Genomic DNA, 20714 nt, shown 5'->3' on the forward strand with positions numbered 1-20714 from the left:
ACTCAGCTACCGCTCCGAGATTGAACGGCTCACACCAATTCAACTCGGCTTCCGAATTCTCGATTGGGAAGTACCGACCTTGCTTAGAAAACGGCAAGACGGCCTTTGTAAATGTGCTTGACGATGATGAGGTAGCCGTCGGGTCAACAGAATTCATTGTTCTCTCTGCGACTGATAGAACCTTACCTAAATTTGTCTATTACACTGCCCGCAGACCAGAAATAAGACAGTTTGCAATAAAAAGAATGACGGGAACCTCTGGGCGACAGAGGGTTCCTCTTGATATATTTGATAACAAAAAAATAGATATACCTCCTCTAGAAGAACAAAAAAAGATTGTCAATATACTAGACTCTTTAGACTCAAAAATAGAAGTCAATAACCAGATCAGCAAATTGCTGGAAAATGTAGCTCAGAGTCTATTCAAGTCAAGATTCATCGATTTTGATGAGAGTAAAGAACTCGAAGATTCAGATCTCGGCAAAATACCAAAAGAATACGACGTTAAGAAACTGTCTGAGATCGCAGAAATAGAAATGGGTAGCTCTCCTGACTCAAAGTACTATAATGAGAGTGGGGATGGTCTGCCTTTTTTCCAAGGAAATAAGAACTTCTCAGATATATATCCAAAAATAAAAAGATGGTGCTCCAATCCCGGGAAAGTAGCAGAGGAAGGAGATGTAATTATGACAGTTAGAGCGCCAGTCGGCGAAATAAATAAGTTACAAGAGAAAAGTTGTATCGGGAGAGGAGTAGCAGCTTTTAGATCCAAGTCTTTTGATAGTAATGAGTACATTTATTACCTTCTCAAAAGCCGAAAAGAGAGATGGAATCAATTTGCATCCGGAACTACTTATGAATCAGTGAATTCAACAGATGTGAAGAACTTTCCATTTGTTTGCCCAACTGAAGAGGATAGGAGAGAGTTCATAGATACTGTAAAGCCTATGGCAAATATAATTGAGAATAAATTCCATGAAAATAAACACTTAGAAGAGTTACGCGATATTCTCCTTCCTAAGTTGATGTCGGGTGAAATAAGGGTTGATGATATTAAGTTGGAAGAGTTAGAGGTTGATAGTGAGGTTTGATCTGTTATGTCTATGAATGAGATGGAGTTATCGGAGAAGCCGGCCCTACAGGCTTTCCAAGATATTGGATATGACTACAAGCCTGGTCCTGAGTTAGGACCTAATGGTGAGGATCCAGAACGGGAGTCTTTGTCTGATGTTGTACTAAGGGGGCGTCTTGAGCGTAAGCTGCGTGAGTTTAATCCTTCTGTACCTAATGAAGCTATTGAGGATGCGATTTCGCAGTTACTCGGTTACAACTCCACTCAGTTATTGAAGAATAACCAAAATTTCCATGAGAATCTTGTTAACGGGATCAAGGTTGAGTACGAGGTTAAAGGCGAGCCACGCGGGGATTTTGTCGACGTCTTCAATTTTGAGGAGCCGGAGGAGAATGATTTCTTAGTTTCAAACCAGTTCACGATTCAGATTGGTGAAGGGCCGCAGAGGAGGCCTGACGTAGTCGTGTTTGTGAACGGTCTTCCTATCGGAGTCTTGGAGATGAAGGACCCGACGAATCCACAGGCCTCGATGGGTAATGCGTATAAACAGGTCACTGATCGGTACGTAAATGATATTCCTGACTTGTTCCATTATAATGAGTTGATCGGGATATTGGATATGAATAATGCCCGTCTTGGCTGTCTTTCTGCGGGCTGGGAGTGGTATTCGCCTTGGAGATATATTGATGAGGAGAAGGATGAGACAGGTGAGTTACCACCTGCTGAGGTATTGATCCGAGGTGCTTTTAATAAGAAGCGGGTCTTGGATTTGATTAAGAATTTCATAGTGTATTCTGATGAGGACGGGAAGTTAAGTAAGAAGCTGGCTGCTTATCATCAGTTTTACGCGGTTAATAGTGCGGTTGAGAGCAGCCGTGAGGTTGTACCTAACCCTGACGAGAGCCGTATTGGCTTGGTGTGGCATACTCAGGGCTCAGGTAAGTCCTTGTCTATGGTGTTTTATGCGAAAAAAATTAAACAGGAGAGTTCGATGCGGAATCCGACTCTTGTTTTCTTAACTGATCGGAATGATCTTGACGATCAGCTGTATCGTGAGTTCAGGAAGCATGGTTTGGATGCGGAATGGGCGGACAGCGATAATCGTGTTCAGTTGCGTGACCGGTTAGATCGGGAAGCAGGCGGAATTATTTTTGCGACAATCCAGAAGTTCCAGACCACGGATGATGAAGTCGAGTATCCCGAGGTGAACGATCGGGATAACGTGATTGTGGTAGCTGATGAAGCCCATCGAACCCAGTATAGTACTTTAGCGACGAATGTTCGTCAGGGCTTGCCGAATGCCTCTCATCTCGGGTTTACCGCTACTCCGATTCAGAAGGAGGATCGATCGACGATCAATACCTTCGGAGGTTACGTCAGCCAGTATACTATCAAGGAGTCTGAAAAGGACGGTTCAACGGTTCCAATTTATTATGAGAGCCGATTAGCAAAACTCCAAGTTAATGATCCTGAGATAGAAGACCGATTTAACGAGTTGATGGAGTCGAAATCTGATGATTTGAAGCAGGAGATGAAACGGAAGTGGACCCAGCTTCGCCGTGTTATTGAGAATAGTGATGAGCGGACGGAGATGATCGCGAAAGATATTGTCGAACACTACAGCAACCGGGAGCTAGAGGGTAAGGCGATGGTGGTTGCTATTAGCCGTCAGGCCGCAGTCAACCTAGCAAATGAGATTCGAAAAGTACCGGGGGCACCGGAGACCCGGGTAGTGATTTCAGGCCAAGAAGACTTTATTGATGATCCTATCTCGAATGAGGAATTGAAGCGCAGGTTCAAAGATCCGGACGATCCATTCAAAATCGCTGTAGTCTGTGATAAGTGGTTGACTGGGTTTGACGCTCCACATCTTCACACGTTGTATGTTGATAAGCCGATGAAGAATCATAATTTGCTTCAGGCCATCGGCAGGGTAAACCGAGTCTACAAGGACAAACCGGGAGGCCTGGTCGTTGATTACATCGGGATCAGTGAGCGTTTGAAAGAGGCATTGGATAAGTACACTTCTGAAATCCGGGATGATGCTATGCTCGATATTGAGGAAGCTGTTGAGGTGATGAGGGAGAAACACCAAGAGGTAGCTAATTTCTTCTCTGAGGTTGATTACAGTGATTGGCCTCAGCTGGGTCAGATGGACCGTCAGCGGTTGTTGTACAAGGCCCAGAATGAGGTGTTGATTACTGAGAAGCGGGAAGAGGATTTCCGAGAGTCGATGAAAGGCCTGAAAAAGGCTCATTCCTTGGTTTCTCCGAATCCTGCTGCTAGCGAGATTAGAGCCGATTTAGCGTTCTTTGAGGCGGTACTCGGTGCTATCAATAGTATTGACAATTCTGGTAATCCTGATGAGATCGAGGATTTGGATTCTGCGATGAAGGAGTTGGTGGCTGAAGGTGTAGGGATTGAGGATTTGGTCGAGGTCACCGGTTTCGATAAGTGGGAGAAAGAGAAGCCTGTTCTGAGTGATGAGTTCCTTCAGGATGTGGAGGAGGTTGAGTTTGAGAATTTGCAGGTGAAGATGTTGCGCCAGTTACTGGAGAACGAGATTTCCACAAGGAAGAAGGGTAACTTGGCGAAGTATGAGTCATTTGAGGAGGAGCTTGAGGAGACTATTGAAAGCTACAATGAGGGCTTCTTGTCGACTCAGCAGGTGATCTCCGAACTCCGGGGTTACGCTGATGAGATTCAGGAGACGGATGATCGGCAGGATGAGTTAGGTCTGAGTGACGAGGAGTTGGCTTTCTTTGATGCTATTTCGTCGAATACGGATACTGAGCTTGATGAGGAGAAATTGAAGACTATTGCTCAGGAGTTGAAGCAGAATTTGAAGGATAAGGTGGAACTGGATTGGACGAACCGTGATAAGATCCGTGCGGAGATCAAGACCGAAGTAAAGGCCGTTCTGCGAAGTAATGGTCTGAGCCTGTACAGGCATGAAGAATTGGTCGATCCGATTGTTGCCCAGGCGGAAGCTTTCTATGGCGGTGCCGCGGCTTGACTAATTAGGAATGGTTGAAGTCGTAAATGCTGTCGGCTCTGGGTTTTTTGATCGGGAGTTTGATCTCTCTGTGGTTGCCGGTGATCTCGGGTCGATTGCTAATTTTGATCCTGACAATTATCCTGGGATGTATATTCGTTTTTCTGAGGATTCTCCATTGGTAACGGTGTATAGAACGGGAAAGTATATCGTCACAGGTGCAGATTCGGTCGATGGGCTTCACGAGTTTAATGAAAAATTGATCGGTTTATTTTGTGATAATGGTATTATTGAGAGAAATGATGTTGAGTGGTTTGAGGTCCAGAATTTGGTGTGTACCACCAGCTTTGATAAGGATCTGAATTTGTCTGCCCTGGCTATCGGTTTGGGCTTAGAGCAGACGGAGTATGAACCGGAGCAGTTCCCAGGTTTGGTTTATCGAAATCCTAGTCTTGACAGTGTTATTCTGATTTTTTCTACTGGTAAAGCGGTGATCACGGGGAGCAGTGATTTAGATGAAGTGGAGGCTGCTAGTGATCATTTAGTGGATGAGTTGGCAAGGCTTCAATTGAACTGAGGCCTTGGATTCTTGTTTTAGATTCTCATATTTCAATCCGAGGTGTTGTGAGTCGAGATGGGAGAAATCTTCTAGATCTGGCGAAGCGGAGTGATGTATTAGATGATGAGAAGGTTCATAAGCTGGTTTCCGCTGCTGGTTTGTCTGGGAATGAGCGTATTCAGAGTTCTGCGGCTAAAGCTGTGCTCGCTAAATCGATCCAGCAGCACCGTTACCCGTTCGACACCAATGCCAGGTACGGTGATGTCTATCTAGGGGAGACGTTCCAAGAGAACCGGTTCTATCTTTCTCAGGAGGAATTGACTAAGCATCTCTTGGCTGTTGGTCAGTCTGGTTCTGGGAAGACGACGTTGTTCTATAGTTTGATGCAGGAAGTCGATAAGCCGTTCTGGGCTTTTGACTTGAAGCAGGATTACCGGCATTTTGACGAGGATATTCTTGTGTTGCCGTGGACGAAGCTGAAGTTCAATCCTCTGAAGCCGCCGGAAGGGGTCCCGCCGAGAAGGTGGGCACAGGTTTTCGCGGAGATCTACGGCCACGCTACCTCTCTGTTGAGTGGTTCGAAGAATTACTTGATGAAGAAGATTATCGAACTCTACACGCTGTACAACTTGTTTGACAAGGTTTCGGAGCCGTATCCGAGTCTTCACGAGTTGGAGCTGTTGATCAAGAAGCAGAAGGTGAACTTTGTTCGGAAGGCGTCGGATTACCGCGACACCTTATTGAACCGTTTGGAGGCGATGAACCTGATCGCAGGCACGGTCTTTGACTGCAACATCGGTTATCCGGTAGAGGAGTTGCTTGACCAGGATGTTGTCTTCGAGTTTGACGGTCTTTCTCACGACGTCCAGAACTTCTTGATGGAGATTCTTTTTGCGTACGTCTACGAGTACCGTATGGCTCAGAACCACCGAGACGAAGGTTTGAATCACCTGTTTTTCCTGGATGAGGGGAAACGGGTTTTCAGTGTGTATAAGGAGCGGCAGGATGCCGCTGGTATCCCTGAGATTGATGAGTTGACGGCGAAGATGCGGGAGTTTGGTGAAGGTCTCGTGGTTGCAGATCAGGAGGCTTCCAAATTGACGGATTCGATCAAGGCGAATACTCATACCAAGCTTCTGCTGCCTACAGCGGATCGGAAGCAGTTCCAAGCAGTGACGGATGCGATGAACCTGTCTGGGAGACAGGCGGAATTCGCACACGATCTTGCCACGGGAGAAGCAGTTGTCCAGGTCGGAAGCCGTGACCCAGTCCCGGTCAAACTCGAAAACTACGAAGTCAAAAAAGAAGTCACGAACAGAGAACTGGAAAAACAGCAGGCGGAGAAGTGGAGTAAACTAAGCAGTGAGAGAAGGAAGACCACGAAGCGTTTCGACGACAGGATCGCACCCGGACGTTCCGAAGAGGTACCGGAGACCTCGATCCCTGATGACCCAACCGAGATACAGGTCTCGAAGGACGCCGACCGATTACTGAAGGATGTCATCAAGAACCCGTTCAAGCCACTCACCAAGCGGTACGAGCGTTTCAGTAGTACGTACAAAGGAAACAAGGCAAAGAACGAACTCGTCGACGACGGCGTCGTCATCGAACGCCACGTCAAAGCTCAGGATGGCAAGCGAAAGCTGCTCCAGTTGACCGAGAAAGGCCGTGACTACGCAGAAAGTCTAAATTTGGAAGTGAAACACAGGGGGCGAGGAGGGATCATCCACAGGTACTGGCAACACCAAATCAAGGAAGCATTCGAAAGACAGGGTTGGGACGCGTTTCTCGAAAAGTTCGACGCCGACGTCTACGTCAATATGGGAGACACAGAGTTAGTGGTAGAGGTGGCGATGGGTGACAACCCAAGAGAAATCGAGCACGTTCAGCAGCACTTGGAGAAAGGTTTCGACGCGGTATGGGTCGCAGGCCGGAACCAGGAAGTACTGGATGGATTGAAGCAGAGGATCGAGGAGGAAGGGTTAGACCTAGAACAGGTGGCGTTTAGATTGGTTCGGGAGTATAGAGAATTAGGGGATCGTTTGTAACCGGTTGTTTGTGGAGTTCGGTTGTGGTGAAAATTGTTTATTAATTAGTGTCTGAAGTGTTTGATAGATTGAAATGCCTAAGTTCCCTGATGGAGTAGAGCGAGGCTTTGGGATGATTATAGAAGCGGTTATAGTGGCTGCTATTTTTTCGGCTTTTATTGAATCAGGATTGATCCCTAGATGGGTCTTCGTAGCGTTCAATATCGTCTCTATTGTTGGTCTAGTCTTTTTGATCGACAAATCCCGGTACTGGTCTTTTGGCTACCTTGCTGGGTATGTTATCGGAATCGTATTTTCGCTTAGCACGTTAATGAGCACAGAGTTCCTAGGATATTTTGATGTCTTACTTTATCTGAGCGTTGCATTTGGAGCAGTTTACCTTCGGTTCAAAATTCATATATGAAAAGAAGAAAGTGAAAAACAGGTGTTATTCTGCTGTAACATCGATTCTCTTAGTTCTGATCAGCTCTGATTGGCCTTCGTTTTGTTCAAATAGTTTCGCGGTTACGAATGTGTCAACAGAGCCATTCAACGTTGAATGAAGATTAACACTTACTTCTCTTGTCTCTCCATTAGACTCGGCAGGACCTAGATCGAGTGTGGTCTTTCGATCTGAGTCTGCTACATCAAGGAATCGTCGGTCACCAGCTCCAACTTCAACGAGGTAGGACTGCTCGGAATCACGCGTGTTCTCTGCATAGAATGTGATCTCAGCGGGACTATCCTCCGCAGCAGTATAGGGACCCGAAGTTGCCGTCTTGAGTTTAGGCTCAGGAGAGCCGGAGAACGCGAGGAAAATCCCTATCAAGCCAAATGCTACAGCAATTGCACTAACTAACTTCCATATGTCTACCATAACGAACAGGATAGTTTGACGATATCAATTTTATAAGCCTTTATTTCGACTGGAGTATGTTGTATAACACATATGATCCAGTATGTGAACCATTTAAAATGGAACATATAATATTTTCGTCGCCATGTTTTCAACTGGAGTTAACAAATAGAATCTAAAAGTGGATCGCCCGTTCTATGGCATCCTAATGTTGGATATTATACAGTTGTGGATCCCAATCTAACAGCTATGCCCAGTTTTCTTGGATGTACTGGTTGGCGTCTTGGATGCTGAGTGGTCTTGCCGAGCTGCCTTGTCGTACTATGAATTCGTCTTCTTCGAAGTAGACGGGTTGGGTGCTAGACTCAACTGAAACCGTGCAGACGGTTTTGCCGTTGATTTCTTTGAAGTCGATCTCTGTGTAGAGCGAGGCTGTTGCATCTCCGAGGCGTGCAGAGATTTCCTGGCTAAGAGTGGTCTCGAAGTCGTCGAGATCATCCATCAATTTCAGGTCGCGTTCAACTCCTTTGATTTCTTTGTCGTCGTCGACGCCGATAATTAGAGTACCACCTTCTGCGTTGGCGAATGATGCGATCTCTTTCACCGCTGTTTTCTTCAGTTCCTTGTTGGCTTGGTTTTGATAGACATCGTAGAGCAGCGTTTCCTTGAACTCGATTCTGTGGTTCTCTCCCTTTTCGATCAGGGATTCAAGTGAAATTTCTTCTGGGCCATCTGGCGTGTCGAATGACTGGATGAATTCGTTGATCGCGTCAGCCAGCATTTCTCGACGCTCTGCCAGGAATCGTTCGTAGTTGTCCAGCTTCCAGAACTCGGGGTTCTCTGGGATGTATTGTTTCTTGAATATCTCAGGGTGGTCTTCCTGTACGTCAGGGAGGTAGTCTTCCGGTAGTGAGGTGAAGATGTCCTTGTTCCCTCTCTGGGTGAGGAAGGCTCTGTTGGCTATCTCGTTGACCTTCTTTCGGCCCATATGGTTGTTGGAGTCGTAGAGGTTGCCGTAGAGCTGTGATTTTGGGAAGATGTGGTGTGACTCCAGTTCGTAGCTTCCGCGTAGGGGTTCTCCAGTCTTCCAGTCGCTGGGGTTGTTGTTCCGGCTGATGATACGAACCATGTTGTAGAAATGCTTGCTCGACTTTCCACGGCCTTCCAGGTCGGAGGGCTGGACTTCGATACGTCCCCTGTCGTCTTTGATTTCTTCCATCAGGTCTTCGACGGGGTTCGGTCCTCCGAGTAGGGAGAGGTCTTTGTCGAGTGTGCTATCGGTGGAGCGGCTGTATCTTCTCCACATCATCGCGGAGTACAGCCATTTGAGGAAGGCATCTTTTTCTTCTCGTGTCATTCTGACCTCGTTATCGCTGAGGTATTTGATCAGTGGGATGAGGACTGCTCGGGTGTTGATGTAGCTTGAGTCGGGGATGAGTGCCTCGTTTTCGAGGAAGCTGGTTAGGTAGTCGAGGACTTGGTCGATAAGATCCCAGTTCTGCTTGAGTACTTCTTTCTCTATGTCGTAGACGTGTTCGTAGGTCATACCGCCGGTGACGGCGGCGATCATACATTTGACGTAGAAGTCGAGGTTGAAGTCGTACCCGTTCTCCGCCATCATAGTTTGGGTCTTCTTCATTTCGCGGCGGATGTACGGCCATTGTGCGCTCATATGGGCCAGGGCGAGTTCGGCGTCTCCTAGATCTGTTCCCTGTGAATTGACCTTGTCGAAGAGGTTGATCGCTTGGTGAACGTCAGCGGTTTTGCCGAGTTCCTCTTTCGGCATCTGAAGCGACGTGATCTTGTTGATCTTCTTCAGTTCACGGTTGTACTCTTCAGCTTTCTCGCCTACTTCTGCATCGTCCTCTGTCGTCTCTTTGGCGATCTGGAATATGCTAACGTCATCTTTGAAGCAGTCAATGACCTTCACCCATTCTGGATTGTCCCGAGTGCTCTTATTTTCGTATTTGAACTCGCCAGAATCCAGATTGAAGTATAGATGTCTTGGATCGGTTTGAATATCGTCTTCAGTGTAGTATGGTGGGATGTCGTCCTTAATCATCAGGTAGAGAACAGTCAATCGCTGTTGGCCGTCAAGAAGTACTTTGAACAAGCCGTATTGTTCACGGTCTACAGCGTCGTTCTTTATTTCAGGCGGGTTTTCAGTTTCCCAGATGAGAAGGCTTCCAATAGGATATTCTCGATATAGGGACTTCATCAGTTCTTTTGCTTGGTCTTTGCCCCATACGTACTCACGTTGGAATTCTGGGAGAACAATTTCGTTTGACTCTACTTTGTCAACGAGCTTTCCGATTTCCGGCATATTGTAGTCATTAACACAAACTGGTTAAAATCCTACCCACTATTCTTACCTCAAATTACGCGTTAGTCTGGACTCTAGTCTGTGAACTTGATTGCCTGGCGAACCAGTGCGTCGTGGGGATCTGTCTCTGCTCTTCGTTCGATTATCTGGTTGAAGGCTTCGTTGAGATTGTTTTCTGTGAGGTGTGTTATTGCTGCTGCGGCAACTGAAGGACTCCGGGAGGAACCTGCCGAACAATGGACTAGGACACGTTGACCGTTTTCTCGCTGCTTCACCACTTCGTTTACAGCTTTGGTGAATGCTTCGTAGCTGTTCTGTGGTCCGTCTATCATCGGCACATCTACACGGGTGATGTCTCCTGTATCTGGTTCGCTATGGGTTAGAGAGATGACGGTGTCGATACCGTGTTTCTGTAGAAGTGGCTCGTCGCCGGCGTCGGATTCGGTACCTACGAGAATACCTTCAGCCACCTCATTCATCCCAATACAACCTTGTTGAGAAGAATCTGTGAGCAGGATCTGGTTAAATTCTACCTGTCCATAACCCCCGAGTTCTGATGATGGTCAGGATAGATTATTTAAATATTCTAGACCAATTTTCAGATGAAAATCCAAACGAAGCGAGGAGAGCAAAGGAAACAAACGAAAGCCACGAGCAAACTAAGAACGAGACATTAAATCGTTTGTCAGATGCTCCACCCGCCCACTGTAACAACCGTATAGTGGGCCAGAAGCGAAATGAGGCCTCAAAGGCCAAGAGAAGTGCTGTGAGTTTCAACTGAAACAGCCAGTGAACCATCCGTGCCAATTCCCGACGGGAACACTATACCCGATTTCGGGTGGAGCATTGAACCATTGGAACTGTGGTCTCACCCTGTTTTCCTCCAAGGTTTGGGTCGCACAAGATTAGGTGAACCACCAAACTATGAGCTCTACACAGTACATCAGTGTCTCTAACGCCCTTGAAAATCTAGAGGACCAAGTCAGCACGGAGAACTACAATACTATTCGCTCCTTCATCAATGAGGTTGCGGCAGAAGGTATCGGTGACAGCCAGCAGCAGAGGCAGATCTACACCCTCAAGACCATTCTGAACAAGTTCGCACCCGAAGGCTTCACGCTCGATGGAGCTACAGAGCAGGAACTGAAAACCATCGTGGCAGAGTTGAACCGGAGCGATTACGCTGAATCCACGAAGGCGAAAATCCGTGGCTCACTGAAGAAGTTCTACAAGGTGCAGAACGGAGGAAACGAGCACCCGGAGAAGGTTGAGTTCTTCTCGGTACACACCAGCCGCAAGGAGGAGAACACGATCTCACGGGAGGACATATTCACAAAGGAAGAACTGAGGGAATTGATGCGGAACTTCAGCAATACACGGGACAGGGCTTTCACCATCACTCTCTATGAGACGGCAGCCAGGCCTGGAGAACTCTTGAACTGCAGCATCGGAGATTTCACCACGAACGGGAAAGGGGACTTCGTCTACCTGGAGGGCCTGAAGGGTACTCCTGATCGGACGAATCAGTTGGTGCGTGCCGGTAGGACCCTGCGTGAATGGATTGCGCATCATCCTCTGGGTGGAGAGATGGGCGACATCGAGGACCCCAGTGCGCCGCTGTGGGTGAAGAAAGAGCAGCAGATGTGCAAGAAGTGCGGTGAGAGAGTTACTCAGCACGATGGGTCGTGTAGTTATGAGCCGGATCTCCGTGAGGAGATGAGTTACCAGGCGTATCGTCGACGATTCAAAGCGGCCTGTGAGAAGGCAGGTATTCCGGAGAATAAGCGGCGGCCGTACAACCTGCGGCACACGCGTTTGACTGAGGTTGCGACGTTTATGGGTTATGAGCAATTGAACAAGTTCGCTGGTTGGGTGCCTGGATCTGGACGAGCCAAGGTCTATGTCCACTTGAACAACGACGACGTCAATAAGGCCATTCGGGACAAGTACAACGTGGAAACAGAGGTTGAGGAAGAGGATCAGAGCAAGGATTGTCCTTTCTGTGGGACTTCAAACGAACCTCAGTTCAGCGAGTGCCGAGACTGTGGTCGACCATTGAGTCTCGAACAGCAATCGGAGAAGGAGGACAAACAAGAGGTTCTTGAACGGCTAGCCGAGCTGGAGGAGAAAGGTGTCTTGGAGAAGCTGGAACAGCTTGAGGATTAATCCTTGGGAAACCCGGTGTTCAGGTACTTTCCAATCCTTTCCTCTCTTCTTGTTCTGGTATGAGTCGAATCGCATCAAGCGAAGTGTTCGAGGCCGAGGAACTCTTGGAAGAAGTCGATTCTTGGAGTGAAGAGGAGATTGAGGAGTTGCCGAAGCTCTACAGGGAGAAGGCAAGGGAACTCCGGGGTCTAACGAACTCTGGAGAGGGATAACATCCTTTCCAGTTATCCGATCTTTACTGCGTTATGGAGTACCGGAACTACTGGGAAGACCTAGATCTGTCGTCCTCCGGGTTCAGTATTGAAGAGTTTCTGCGCGAGGAGCAGCAAAGCGAGGAAGAGAGACTGGAGCAGGAGTTGGAGAGGCTTGAATCTTTGTTGGAGGAGCGTAGAGAGATTCACTCAGAGACTGTCGAAGAGTTGGAGTCGAAGCTTGACTGGTATGTTGAGCGACTGGAGGATCTGTACCACGGTTTCGGCGGAGCCCAGGAGGAGAGGAAAGAGCGGCTGAAGTCGAAGATCGAAGGGTTCTATTCGGAACTAAGGAGTGAGAAGCGTCAGCAGTGGCGGGACCGGATCGAACTGGAGATGGAGGTTCGGGAGGTTGAACAGGCCTTGGAAGAAGTTAGAGATGAAGATGACCTGTGGAAGTTGCTCGAATAGCATTCCCAATTGATCTTCTGTCCGCCGAAATCACCTTGGTGTTAACCTCGTAGAGTAGTTGAGTAAAAGGTTAACTTATCGCAGGCCTTTCTTTTGGCTATGACTGGTTATTCTGCGCCAGGAGGCACGGAGCAGGAGTACAGTACCACGAATCGGACACGGGCTGAATTACTTGTCAACGGTGTGTACCCGGAGAAGGTTCGGGACCACGCAGCAGAAGTGTTGGAGGATGTGGAGCCAGGTGTTGAACGGTACAGGTACGCTGCTGCACTGACCGAGTTCGTCTATGAAAACGTGGATGGTACAGATGGTGAAAGCAACAAAGCACTGTACCGACCGGATTACGTCCTTGACCACAGCGTGAAGTCGGATTGCGAGGATCAAGCCGTCTTGCTGGCGTCTTTGTTAATGGTTCGCAGCTTCAAAACCCGTTTACTGGGTGTAGTAGGTAAGGACTGGGGGAATCATTTAATGATTCAGGTCTGTTTCCCGGAGAACAGCGTCGAGGATTTGCACGGAGAGGCAGAGGATTTCTACAGTGTAGAGGTTCCAGGTATTCGGTTTCAGTCCGACAGGAGTGGCGGTGTTTGGTTGCTGTGTGACCCGGTTTACAGTCCTGTAGTTGGTTGTATCAACGAAGAATTCTTTCAGGAGAGGAACGGTGGTGAACTGGTGTTCAAGGAGGATACCAGGTATGATTACTTTTCCTTGGAGGATTCCTGAATAGCAGGTTATGGTTCTGAAAGAATTTGCTGAGTTTCTGAAGAGAGCGAACGGTGACGAAGTAGCGTATTTACAGCGGGGTGATGAGGATATCTGGGTGTACGCCTTACCGAAGTTGAAGTACACGTTCCACTTCTCAATCCAGTCGGAGGATGGAGAGGTGAAAAAGATTCAGGCCCGGAATCTAGACTGGATCGATAAGCACGTCGCAGTCTTCGAATACGTAGAGCCACCTACTGTCGTCAGTGACACCGTTGAGGAACGTGTGGAACTGGTGGAAGATCCGGACGCACTGGCTGTACTGAAGGATACCTGTGTCCGGTGCCAGGAAGAGTACTTGGTGGATGTCACGCCGAAAATCGACCTGTTGATCGACGGGTACTACGCACAACGAATGATCGAGGAGTATTGCCCGGACTGCGGCCAACCTTTGATTCAAAGAAGTACTTTTCACCCACCGAAGCAATACCAAGAAGAGTTTCAACAGGAAGAAATCGACATCAGCGAATACACTTGGAAGCACGCCCGGCGATGACTGAAGATGAAGTTCATCCGATGACCCGGTTTCTACACGGGGCAGGGAACGGCACTGTTGCGTATAATCCGCCGAGTGAACAGGATTCGGGGCGGCATTGGATTTTCAACTGGGAGAACGCCGGTTTCAACTTCAATTTCGTCGTCCAGGACCGGGACAGCGTACTAGGGTACGAAGTCTACGCTAAGGATATCCAGTGGGTAGGCCGGTTCCTCTACGGAAGGGAGATCAGGTACGTGGAGGAGTTGTGTGACGAAGTCCAGGAACTGGTTTCCGAGTATGTGGAGATCCGGGAAAAGCCGTCCAGCTTTGAGAAAGTGAGGATATACTGTTCTACCTGCCATACGCGTCACGAGGTGGATGTTCAGCCGAAGATGGAGTTAATGGTGGATGGTGAGCCGGGGCAGAGAGTGTTTGAGGAAGAGTGTCCGACCTGCGGCGAGAAGTTAATTGAGAAGAAAACACACGGCGTCTAAGAGAATACGGTTAGTCTTTGCCGAACCAGTCTTCGTTGTTCTCTTCTATCTTGTCGTTGATCTTGCTGACTTTCTCGTTGTGTTCCTGTGCTTGCCGGGTGGCGTGCTGCAGTTCCTCCAAGGCTTTCTCAGGGTCTTCCAGGATCTGCTCCGGGTCGTGAAGCATCCGGTCTTCAAACTGGGAGAAGTCTTCAGCTGATAGTTCTTCGAGTTCTTCTCGGCTTGGCTGCTTGTCGAGGATTTCTTCGATGTTTACACCGGGTAGTTCTGGGGCCTGGTTTTGCTCTTGTTTGAGTTCGAGAACTGTTTTCTCAGAGTCCTCTAATTCCTGTTCGAGGAACTGGATGCGTTGATGCAGGTAGTCGATGTATTCCCGTGTTTCCTCGTCGAGATCCTTGTCCTTCATATTTCCCTCCGATGTTATTTGACCTTTTAGAGCAGTTCACCAAAAGGTTAATTCTGATACGGATATTAGGATTTAGTATGGATAGTGATGTCCCGGAGTCGATTCAGGATTTTGTGGAACCGTTTGATGAGCTAGAGTATTTTGAATGTGATGCGGAGCTGGTTAATGTGCAGTCACTGGGTATAGATTTGACTTTCACTGATTTCCATTACTTCAACGACGTTGACGGGGATGCCGCGTTTTATCCGTGCCCTGAGTCGAAGTACAGTAGTGAAGAGGTTGAAGGTAAGCAGGAGGGAGTGTTGATGTATGCTCAAGGGGTTGGTTGGTACTGCGGCCATGATTTAGGTGGTGTAGGTATCGTTGAGGAGTGGTTTCAGGAAGGACTGGAGGATTTTCTTTCGTCAGATATCCGTTTCACTGCTTTCGACGAGTAAACCTGTCAGAGTTCCTGTTTCGGCAGGTCTGCTACAGCTTCTTCTTCGCAGTCGAGGACGTGGTCTCGGCGGCGGATCATAGAAATATACTCGGTCGGTCCTTCGTAACTCTCTTGAATGAAGTAGGCTAGACAGTTTTTCTCAACTAGTTCGTTGACTCTGTCCCTCCTAATCAACAGTGTATTCACCCCAGTTACCTTTGTTCAGCTCTACGAGCCCTCTTTCCCGCATATCCTCCAAGTGGTCGTGGAACTCCCCGACATCGTATTCCTCTATCACACCTCTCCTCTTCAGCTCTAAACCGATATCACCGGGTGTCCGAACAGGTTCGTCGCCGGTCAACGTATCCAGGATCTCATCTTCAATCTCGGCGGGATCAGTCATAACAGGTCTTCTGCTTCTTCCCAAATGTTTTGCCAGGCTTCTTGCTTCAGTTTTCGCTCGAACTCAGTAACGTCGACACCGGCTTCCTCCAGGGTTTCCCGTGTATCGCTTTGTTCTCCTTCTAACCGGTTTAGCTCTTCCTCCAACATCTCTCTGGTCTTAAGACTGGTTTCTTTGTCTTTCTCCAGTACGTGGACGTAGTGTTCGCCGAGCGGGGTTAGTGCGTATGTCTTTGATCCTTCTTCCTGTGGTCTGAAGGCGAGTTCCGAGTCGATCAGGCGTTCGATGTTTTTCTGGAGGCCGCTTCGTGAGATACCGAGTTCTTCTGTGAGTTCGGAGACCGGTTCGTCGTTGTAGAGTTGTAGAAGGATACGCAGACGTTTCTCGTTTGAAAGGGCTTGGTAGAGATCAGCAAGGTCTTCTAGATCTTCCCTGCTCAAATCACTCATTGACTCGAACCTATACACTGTCGCTGATATAAAACTGCGGCAGTTGGAGGAGTCAACTATTCGGTAAAAGTGATTAAGTGGTGAATGTATCCGGATGAAGTCCGTGCTGTCAACGTGAATTCATATGAGGAGGGAGGAGATACAGGTCTAAAAAGCCCTATGCGGATGAACGAGGTGTAATAAAAACATCTTATCCTTTTCACAGTTTCTGGATCGAAAGATGTCGGTGACGGGTTATTTATAATTGGAGGAACGGATTTTCGTTAATGCCCCCTGAGAATGAAGACCTCTTCTTAGAGGATCGCGCAATTACATCAGAAGAGGACGATGAATTCGGGCACAAAGAATACGCAGACAGTTTAGAGAGAATTCTACGGAACGCTAACCCGCCTTGGCACATTGGCATCTTCGGCGAGTGGGGATCCGGTAAGACTTCTATAATCCGGATGCTGTATAATCGTCTTAGGGAGAAAAAAGAGTTCGAAGATACTGTTTTTGTAGAGTTTGATGCTTGGTCTCACGCTGAAGGATCAATCCGAACTGAGCTACTTCTTGAATTAGATGAGAGAATCGGTAAGGAGGTCTATGGAGATGATTCAGATGGAATTCTTGGCGAAGACGAGATTACAGGCCGACTGTATGATGTAGAAGAGGAAGAGGATGTCTCGAAGCCATCTAACCCTAAAGAAGTCATAGTAAACTTCTGGGAAGACAGCCCAATACTTGCAATCAGCTTTGTCGTTATTGCCGGAGCTGCTGTGCTCTTACAGTATATTGGCCAATCGACCCTCGCATCGGTGGCTGTTACTGGATTACTACTTCCGATTCTCGGTTATATCCTACAGCAGTTGGATACTGTGGCTCAGACTATCCAGAGAAAGTTCCTACACCCGAGAAAAGAGTGGTCAGGAGCTTACCAGCGAATATTCGAAGATATAATCGAAGAATCAAACGCAGAAACTATCGTAATCTCTATCGACAATCTAGATAGATGCGAGAGTTCGACAGTCTACGATGTCCTGGTGTCTCTCAAGACGTTTATGGAGAACGACAACTGTATCTATCTCATACCGTGTGATGACAAAGCTCTAGAGAGCCACATCAAATCGATTGACAAGGGCGAATATTTTGAAGAAGGAAAGAATGAGCGGGAGTTTCTCCGGAAGTTCTTCCAAACCCATATCCGTATTCCACCGTTCCTACCAGAAGATATCGAGGAGTACACTGAGAAAGAAAATCAGAGACTCACCAACCCATTTGAGGAAGAGGCTCTCGACGTACTCACTAATGCCTACATCGACAATCCACGGAGGATTAAACACGCTCTCAATAGACTTTCCACGCTTAGAGTTTTAGCAGAGGAAGTTGAGGAAACCGGCGGGTTAACTGAGGGTAGAATCACCGACAACATCCCATTCTTGGCAAAGGTCTCTATTTTAGAAGAGGAATATCCAGACTTCTATGGCACACTTTCGGAGAATCCTCGGTTGCTGGAAGATATTAACGACTATTTCCGAGATCAGCTTAGTGATTCAGACGACCGGAATCGAATTGAAAATATTTTGAAACCAAATGATGACTCAGAAAAGAACGGCGATCAAGAATCCCGTCTTGAGGCGTTTCTCCGCTCAACCCGCCGTATCCAAGTTGAAAACCCAGATCCGTTCCTGAACTTGTCTGAGCCGTCTTATGCAACCAGTCTTACCGACGTCGACGCCTTCCTACAAAATCTCAGGACCGGGCAAGAGGAAGATGTTAGGAAGGAACTTGAGCAAGTGGACGACTATGGACCGTATGTTGACGCAATTGAGAGTACAGTCCAAGAATACACCACGAAGAGGAGAGAGCAACCGCTATTCGGGACAATAGACACTACTATAGCGGTCTTCGATGAATTTAATCAGCGTTCACAAGGAAGATTGATTCAGCTCCTTGGGGAGTATCTAACTGTAGAACCTGGGAAAGGATTCTTGATCGATCTGGATCCGAGTACTCTTTTTCCTATCATTATCCAGATGCGGGAGTCTGATTCGACATCACTCCTAGAGGAGTATGCTGTTCTAGTGGGTGATGGCAAAGAACTACGCGAGAATATCTTGGAGGCATTTGTAGAGAATGCTGAAGATATACCTCCGAGTGTAGCTAGAAAAGTCTCAAGCCAGATTTCTTCCCTCGATGATGAGGTATTCAAGAACGCACTCACAACTATTGAGTCATCCGAGAAAGCAAAGAACCGATTCATCTTCACAGAGACCCTGAAGCGGGCGGTTTCGATGATTGAACTACAAGATAACAAGAATGAATTCACAGATACAGAGTATTATACTCTATTTGATGATGTGGCTTCAAAGGGTGCCAGGGGAGACTACGTAACCCATCTTTTAGAGCAAAGACAGGATTATTCAAGTAACCAGGAGCAGCAAGTTGACCAAGAGCTCGCAGTCCTGTTATTAGATACCCAAGGTGGAATTCTTCAATCAAGTGGTAAGGAGGTGTTTGACACTCTTAGAGAGATTGTAGAAGGTCGTGGAAACCAGCAACCTATAGATCTCGTTGAGGTCTGTTTCCACTTCTACGATTCATTCCCACGTAAGATTCAACAAGAGTTCCATAGTTGGATAGATGACTTGCTCAAACAATGGAATGCGAACAACAAAGAACAACTCTTCGTCCTCAGTGAAGACTACGAAGTTCCCATTCTCGAATCCGAGGTCGGTGTCAATGCAATTCTATCGCAGATCCCGAATCCTGTCGACAATGAAGACTTTGTCAAGAATACGGTTGTACCGGCTATACCAGAAGAATTCAATCAGCAACTCCACGAGAAGGTAAAGAGTCTAATTAAGAACAACAATAACAATTATAGCCGACTTGGGATTGACATATTCACCGAATACGCCGGCCGATTTGAGCCTGTCTGGGGAGAAGTCATTGAAATCTGCGGTAACCAGGCAAACCGTGAAAACAACGTTAATCGGAAAGAGCGCTACCTAGAAGCTGGTTCTGAGATTTTCTCGAAGCTTGATGGACCGGAACAGGAGAACTATCTCGGTCAGATAGACAATCTACTCAGTGGTAATCAGAATGAGTACCAGTTGTATCGGGATCTTTGGAATAAGATAGCTTCAGATGTGGATGCAGACCGTAAGGAGACTGTTGCTGAAGATGTACGGGACGAATTGGCACAGGCTTTCAGCCGGAATCAGAATCCTGGGCAGCTTGATGCTTTGATCGAGGTAATGAGTTCTATTACTGGATATCTGACCGAGGATAACGGGCAGCAGTTTATGGACCGTATCAGCAATCAGTTAAAACAGAATAATCTGAACGATGGTCAAAAGGCCAGAGTATTAGGTCATATATCGGAGTTTGATGAGTTCTTCGGCAAGGAAGATGTGATTCTGGATCGGGTAGAGATTGTATTGAAGCAGTCGAATCATAATAACGTTGAACAGAAAGCAGAGGAGCTACTAAACAAGTTTGAAGAAATTGGTGAGGCGGATCAGGCACGGATTGATCAAATTAGAGAAGATTACCTTTCAGAGTGAGACCAGTTTCACGTCTCTTGTTTTGCCGTTGCTACCGCCGTAGTGGTACTCTGCTTCGATCAAGTCGAGCAGCTCCAAGTGCTTCAGGTAGTCGCTGAGCCGGCGTTTGGACAATGTGTTTTCGTTGTAGGTCTTGCAGAGTTCCTCGTACCGTGTGTAGATTTCTCCGGTCCGTATCGTGTTTTCTTCGACGTCGAGTTCCTGTACTGCCTGGTAGAGTAGTCGGTGGTGTTCTGTGAACCGGTTTAGGAGGTGTGCGGCGTACTTCTCGTATGCTTTCTCCTGGACTTGTTGGACGTGGGATTCTGTGATGACTGATTCCGTGGTTTCGGCTGCGTGTTTCAGCCAGTACAGGCCGACGGCGATGTTCTGGGTTGTGGATGTGATGTAGGTCAACGCCGCTTTCTGGAGGCTTTGGTTGACCAGTGATTTCTGAGCTCTTTTGACAAGGATTTGGTATGCGTCTTCTGCGGTGTAGGGTTCGAAGCTGACTCTCCGGGGCTGTAGGCTGCTGTAGGTCCGTTCCTCGATCTTTGATCTGAGGCCGGAGTGGTTTGAGGAGATGAGTACTAGATCTACGTCGTTGCGTGTTTCCATCCGGGTGAGGAAGTAGAGGAGGTCGTCGCCGTCGTTCAGGAGCAGGAAGTCGATGTCGTCGAGGATGATTACCGTATGTACGGCCTTGGTTTTCTCCACGAGTTTTCTCTGTAGGTCGGAGGTGTGGTGGCCGTCGTTGACTTCTTCGTTTAGTCCTCTGAGTATCTGTTTCAAGGCCTTGTACTGGGTGTCGTGCTGGGTGCAGGGAACGTAGCATTTCCTGTCGGTTTCTTCCAGGGCAAGGTGTGTGACGTGGGTTTTACCTGTGCCGCGTGGTCCGTGGAGGAAGAGGTTCTGTGGAGCAGAGTTTTTCGATGAAATGTTTTCCAGCAGCTCTTGCTCTTCCTGTCTGTCGTGGAGTTTCTCGGGCAGGTAGTTTGGTTGCAGTGGTGTCGGGTCTTTCAGTGGTTCTGGCATAGATCATTTTCTTCGAGGAAAGGGGTTACACGGTTTTACAGGCACCAGGGTTCGGATGCACCGGTGTTTGAGTACTGGGGCA

At 47.7% G+C, this 20714-nt stretch carries 21 protein-coding genes; 14 read left to right on the forward strand and 7 right to left on the reverse strand.

What is annotated here, in order from left to right; genetic code table 11:
* From V8P86_RS12355 to V8P86_RS12375, 5 genes are all read left to right on the forward strand, one after another.
* Nucleotides 1-1091: restriction endonuclease subunit S (locus V8P86_RS12355; RefSeq protein WP_336327581.1), on the forward strand; the 1091-nt coding region annotated here is incomplete at its 5' end.
* Nucleotides 1092-1103: 12 nt separating this feature from the next.
* The gene (locus V8P86_RS12360) at nt 1104-4088 is read left to right on the forward strand and encodes a type I restriction endonuclease subunit R (protein ID WP_336327582.1); all 2985 of its coding nucleotides are present in this window, start codon (nt 1104-1106) and stop codon (nt 4086-4088) included.
* 10 nt (nt 4089-4098) lie between these two features.
* The gene (locus V8P86_RS12365; protein WP_336327583.1) at nt 4099-4644 is read left to right on the forward strand and encodes a TATA-box-binding protein; all 546 of its coding nucleotides are present in this window, start codon (nt 4099-4101) and stop codon (nt 4642-4644) included.
* Nucleotides 4645-4691: 47 nt separating this feature from the next.
* Complete coding sequence (locus V8P86_RS12370) at nt 4692-6674, forward strand: ATP-binding protein (RefSeq protein ID WP_336327584.1); 1983 nt, start codon at nt 4692-4694, stop codon at nt 6672-6674.
* Nucleotides 6675-6747: 73 nt separating this feature from the next.
* The gene (locus V8P86_RS12375; RefSeq protein WP_336327585.1) at nt 6748-7077 is read left to right on the forward strand and encodes a hypothetical protein; all 330 of its coding nucleotides are present in this window, start codon (nt 6748-6750) and stop codon (nt 7075-7077) included.
* A gap of 24 nt (nt 7078-7101) precedes the next feature.
* On the opposite strand, the gene V8P86_RS12380 is transcribed toward V8P86_RS12375, so the two are convergent.
* The 3 genes from V8P86_RS12380 to V8P86_RS12390 all read right to left on the reverse strand — a co-directional run bounded on the left by V8P86_RS12380 (nt 7102) and on the right by V8P86_RS12390 (nt 10311).
* On the reverse strand, nt 7102-7530 hold the full coding sequence (locus tag V8P86_RS12380; RefSeq protein WP_336327586.1) for a hypothetical protein: 429 nt from the start codon (nt 7528-7530) through the stop codon (nt 7102-7104).
* 226 nt (nt 7531-7756) lie between these two features.
* Complete coding sequence (locus tag V8P86_RS12385) at nt 7757-9832, reverse strand: GmrSD restriction endonuclease domain-containing protein (protein ID WP_336327587.1); 2076 nt, start codon at nt 9830-9832, stop codon at nt 7757-7759.
* Between the two features lie 74 nt (nt 9833-9906).
* Nucleotides 9907-10311, reverse strand: a complete 405-nt coding sequence (locus tag V8P86_RS12390; protein WP_442909393.1) for a dual specificity protein phosphatase family protein — start codon at nt 10309-10311, stop codon at nt 9907-9909.
* Nucleotides 10312-10391: 80 nt separating this feature from the next.
* Between V8P86_RS12390 and V8P86_RS12395 the strand changes: the two genes are divergently transcribed.
* The 7 genes from V8P86_RS12395 to V8P86_RS12425 all read left to right on the forward strand — a co-directional run bounded on the left by V8P86_RS12395 (nt 10392) and on the right by V8P86_RS12425 (nt 14394).
* Nucleotides 10392-10613: a hypothetical protein gene (locus V8P86_RS12395; RefSeq protein ID WP_336327589.1), complete on the forward strand. Its 222-nt coding sequence runs from the start codon at nt 10392-10394 to the stop codon at nt 10611-10613.
* Between the two features lie 143 nt (nt 10614-10756).
* Nucleotides 10757-11998: a tyrosine-type recombinase/integrase gene (locus V8P86_RS12400; protein ID WP_336327590.1), complete on the forward strand. Its 1242-nt coding sequence runs from the start codon at nt 10757-10759 to the stop codon at nt 11996-11998.
* Nucleotides 11999-12057: 59 nt separating this feature from the next.
* Nucleotides 12058-12210: a hypothetical protein gene (locus V8P86_RS12405; RefSeq protein WP_336327591.1), complete on the forward strand. Its 153-nt coding sequence runs from the start codon at nt 12058-12060 to the stop codon at nt 12208-12210.
* A 33-nt stretch (nt 12211-12243) separates the two neighbouring features.
* Nucleotides 12244-12660 carry a DUF8104 domain-containing protein gene (locus tag V8P86_RS12410; protein ID WP_336327592.1) on the forward strand — a complete coding sequence of 139 codons (417 nt, stop codon included), beginning with the start codon at nt 12244-12246 and terminating at the stop codon, nt 12658-12660.
* Between the two features lie 99 nt (nt 12661-12759).
* Nucleotides 12760-13383 carry a transglutaminase-like domain-containing protein gene (locus V8P86_RS12415; protein ID WP_336327593.1) on the forward strand — a complete coding sequence of 208 codons (624 nt, stop codon included), beginning with the start codon at nt 12760-12762 and terminating at the stop codon, nt 13381-13383.
* Nucleotides 13384-13393: 10 nt separating this feature from the next.
* A complete protein-coding gene (locus V8P86_RS12420) occupies nt 13394-13918 on the forward strand; it encodes a hypothetical protein (RefSeq protein ID WP_336327594.1) in 525 nt (174 codons plus the stop codon).
* Nucleotides 13915-14394: a hypothetical protein gene (locus V8P86_RS12425; RefSeq protein ID WP_336327595.1), complete on the forward strand. Its 480-nt coding sequence runs from the start codon at nt 13915-13917 to the stop codon at nt 14392-14394. Before V8P86_RS12420 ends, V8P86_RS12425 begins: the two co-directional genes overlap by 4 nt.
* 10 nt (nt 14395-14404) lie before the next feature.
* Here V8P86_RS12425 and V8P86_RS12430 read toward each other — a convergent pair whose 3' ends face one another.
* Nucleotides 14405-14800, reverse strand: a complete 396-nt coding sequence (locus tag V8P86_RS12430; protein ID WP_336327596.1) for a hypothetical protein — start codon at nt 14798-14800, stop codon at nt 14405-14407.
* Nucleotides 14801-14877: 77 nt separating this feature from the next.
* On the opposite strand from V8P86_RS12430, the gene V8P86_RS12435 reads away from it, so the two are divergent.
* Complete coding sequence (locus V8P86_RS12435) at nt 14878-15237, forward strand: hypothetical protein (protein WP_336327597.1); 360 nt, start codon at nt 14878-14880, stop codon at nt 15235-15237.
* A 168-nt stretch (nt 15238-15405) separates the two neighbouring features.
* Here the strand turns inward: V8P86_RS12435 and V8P86_RS12440 are convergent, their stop codons facing one another.
* Both V8P86_RS12440 and V8P86_RS12445 read right to left on the reverse strand, forming a co-directional pair.
* Complete coding sequence (locus tag V8P86_RS12440; protein WP_336327598.1) at nt 15406-15621, reverse strand: hypothetical protein; 216 nt, start codon at nt 15619-15621, stop codon at nt 15406-15408.
* A complete protein-coding gene (locus V8P86_RS12445; protein ID WP_336327599.1) occupies nt 15618-16070 on the reverse strand; it encodes a hypothetical protein in 453 nt (150 codons plus the stop codon). Before V8P86_RS12445 ends, V8P86_RS12440 begins: the two co-directional genes overlap by 4 nt.
* A gap of 266 nt (nt 16071-16336) precedes the next feature.
* Here V8P86_RS12445 and V8P86_RS12450 point away from each other — a divergent pair, with 266 nt between their 5' ends.
* Nucleotides 16337-19618, forward strand: a complete 3282-nt coding sequence (locus V8P86_RS12450) for a KAP family P-loop NTPase fold protein (RefSeq protein ID WP_336327600.1) — start codon at nt 16337-16339, stop codon at nt 19616-19618.
* Here V8P86_RS12450 and V8P86_RS12455 read toward each other — a convergent pair.
* Entirely contained in the window at nt 19610-20632 is a 1023-nt protein-coding gene (locus tag V8P86_RS12455; protein WP_336327601.1) for a Cdc6/Cdc18 family protein, read from the reverse strand. The two genes, V8P86_RS12450 and V8P86_RS12455, sit on opposite strands and share 9 nt — an antisense overlap.
* Nucleotides 20633-20714: the final 82 nt, after the last annotated feature.

Origin of the sequence: Halovenus anhuiensis, assembly GCF_037080055.1 — an archaeon.
Taxonomy (GTDB): domain Archaea; phylum Halobacteriota; class Halobacteria; order Halobacteriales; family Haloarculaceae; genus Halovenus.

Bases quoted from the DNA above. Each gene is read 5' to 3' on its own strand.
- V8P86_RS12380 (WP_336327586.1), bottom strand. From the start codon at position 7,530: ATGGTAGACATATGGAAGTTAGTTAGTGCAATTGCTGTAGCATTTGGC.
- V8P86_RS12375 (WP_336327585.1), top strand. From the start codon at position 6,748: ATGCCTAAGTTCCCTGATGGAGTAGAGCGAGGCTTTGGGATGATTATA.
- V8P86_RS12390 (WP_442909393.1), bottom strand. From the start codon at position 10,311: ATGAATGAGGTGGCTGAAGGTATTCTCGTAGGTACCGAATCCGACGCC.
- V8P86_RS12435 (WP_336327597.1), top strand. From the start codon at position 14,878: ATGGATAGTGATGTCCCGGAGTCGATTCAGGATTTTGTGGAACCGTTT.
- V8P86_RS12405 (WP_336327591.1), top strand. From the start codon at position 12,058: ATGAGTCGAATCGCATCAAGCGAAGTGTTCGAGGCCGAGGAACTCTTG.
- V8P86_RS12420 (WP_336327594.1), top strand. From the start codon at position 13,394: ATGGTTCTGAAAGAATTTGCTGAGTTTCTGAAGAGAGCGAACGGTGAC.
- V8P86_RS12445 (WP_336327599.1), bottom strand. From the start codon at position 16,070: ATGAGTGATTTGAGCAGGGAAGATCTAGAAGACCTTGCTGATCTCTAC.
- V8P86_RS12455 (WP_336327601.1), bottom strand. From the start codon at position 20,632: ATGCCAGAACCACTGAAAGACCCGACACCACTGCAACCAAACTACCTG.
- V8P86_RS12400 (WP_336327590.1), top strand. From the start codon at position 10,757: ATGAGCTCTACACAGTACATCAGTGTCTCTAACGCCCTTGAAAATCTA.
- V8P86_RS12365 (WP_336327583.1), top strand. From the start codon at position 4,099: ATGGTTGAAGTCGTAAATGCTGTCGGCTCTGGGTTTTTTGATCGGGAG.
- V8P86_RS12415 (WP_336327593.1), top strand. From the start codon at position 12,760: ATGACTGGTTATTCTGCGCCAGGAGGCACGGAGCAGGAGTACAGTACC.
- V8P86_RS12395 (WP_336327589.1), top strand. From the start codon at position 10,392: ATGGTCAGGATAGATTATTTAAATATTCTAGACCAATTTTCAGATGAA.
- V8P86_RS12425 (WP_336327595.1), top strand. From the start codon at position 13,915: ATGACTGAAGATGAAGTTCATCCGATGACCCGGTTTCTACACGGGGCA.
- V8P86_RS12385 (WP_336327587.1), bottom strand. From the start codon at position 9,832: ATGCCGGAAATCGGAAAGCTCGTTGACAAAGTAGAGTCAAACGAAATT.
- V8P86_RS12450 (WP_336327600.1), top strand. From the start codon at position 16,337: ATGCCCCCTGAGAATGAAGACCTCTTCTTAGAGGATCGCGCAATTACA.
- V8P86_RS12360 (WP_336327582.1), top strand. From the start codon at position 1,104: ATGAATGAGATGGAGTTATCGGAGAAGCCGGCCCTACAGGCTTTCCAA.
- V8P86_RS12430 (WP_336327596.1), bottom strand. From the start codon at position 14,800: ATGAAGGACAAGGATCTCGACGAGGAAACACGGGAATACATCGACTAC.
- V8P86_RS12410 (WP_336327592.1), top strand. From the start codon at position 12,244: ATGGAGTACCGGAACTACTGGGAAGACCTAGATCTGTCGTCCTCCGGG.
- V8P86_RS12440 (WP_336327598.1), bottom strand. From the start codon at position 15,621: ATGACTGATCCCGCCGAGATTGAAGATGAGATCCTGGATACGTTGACC.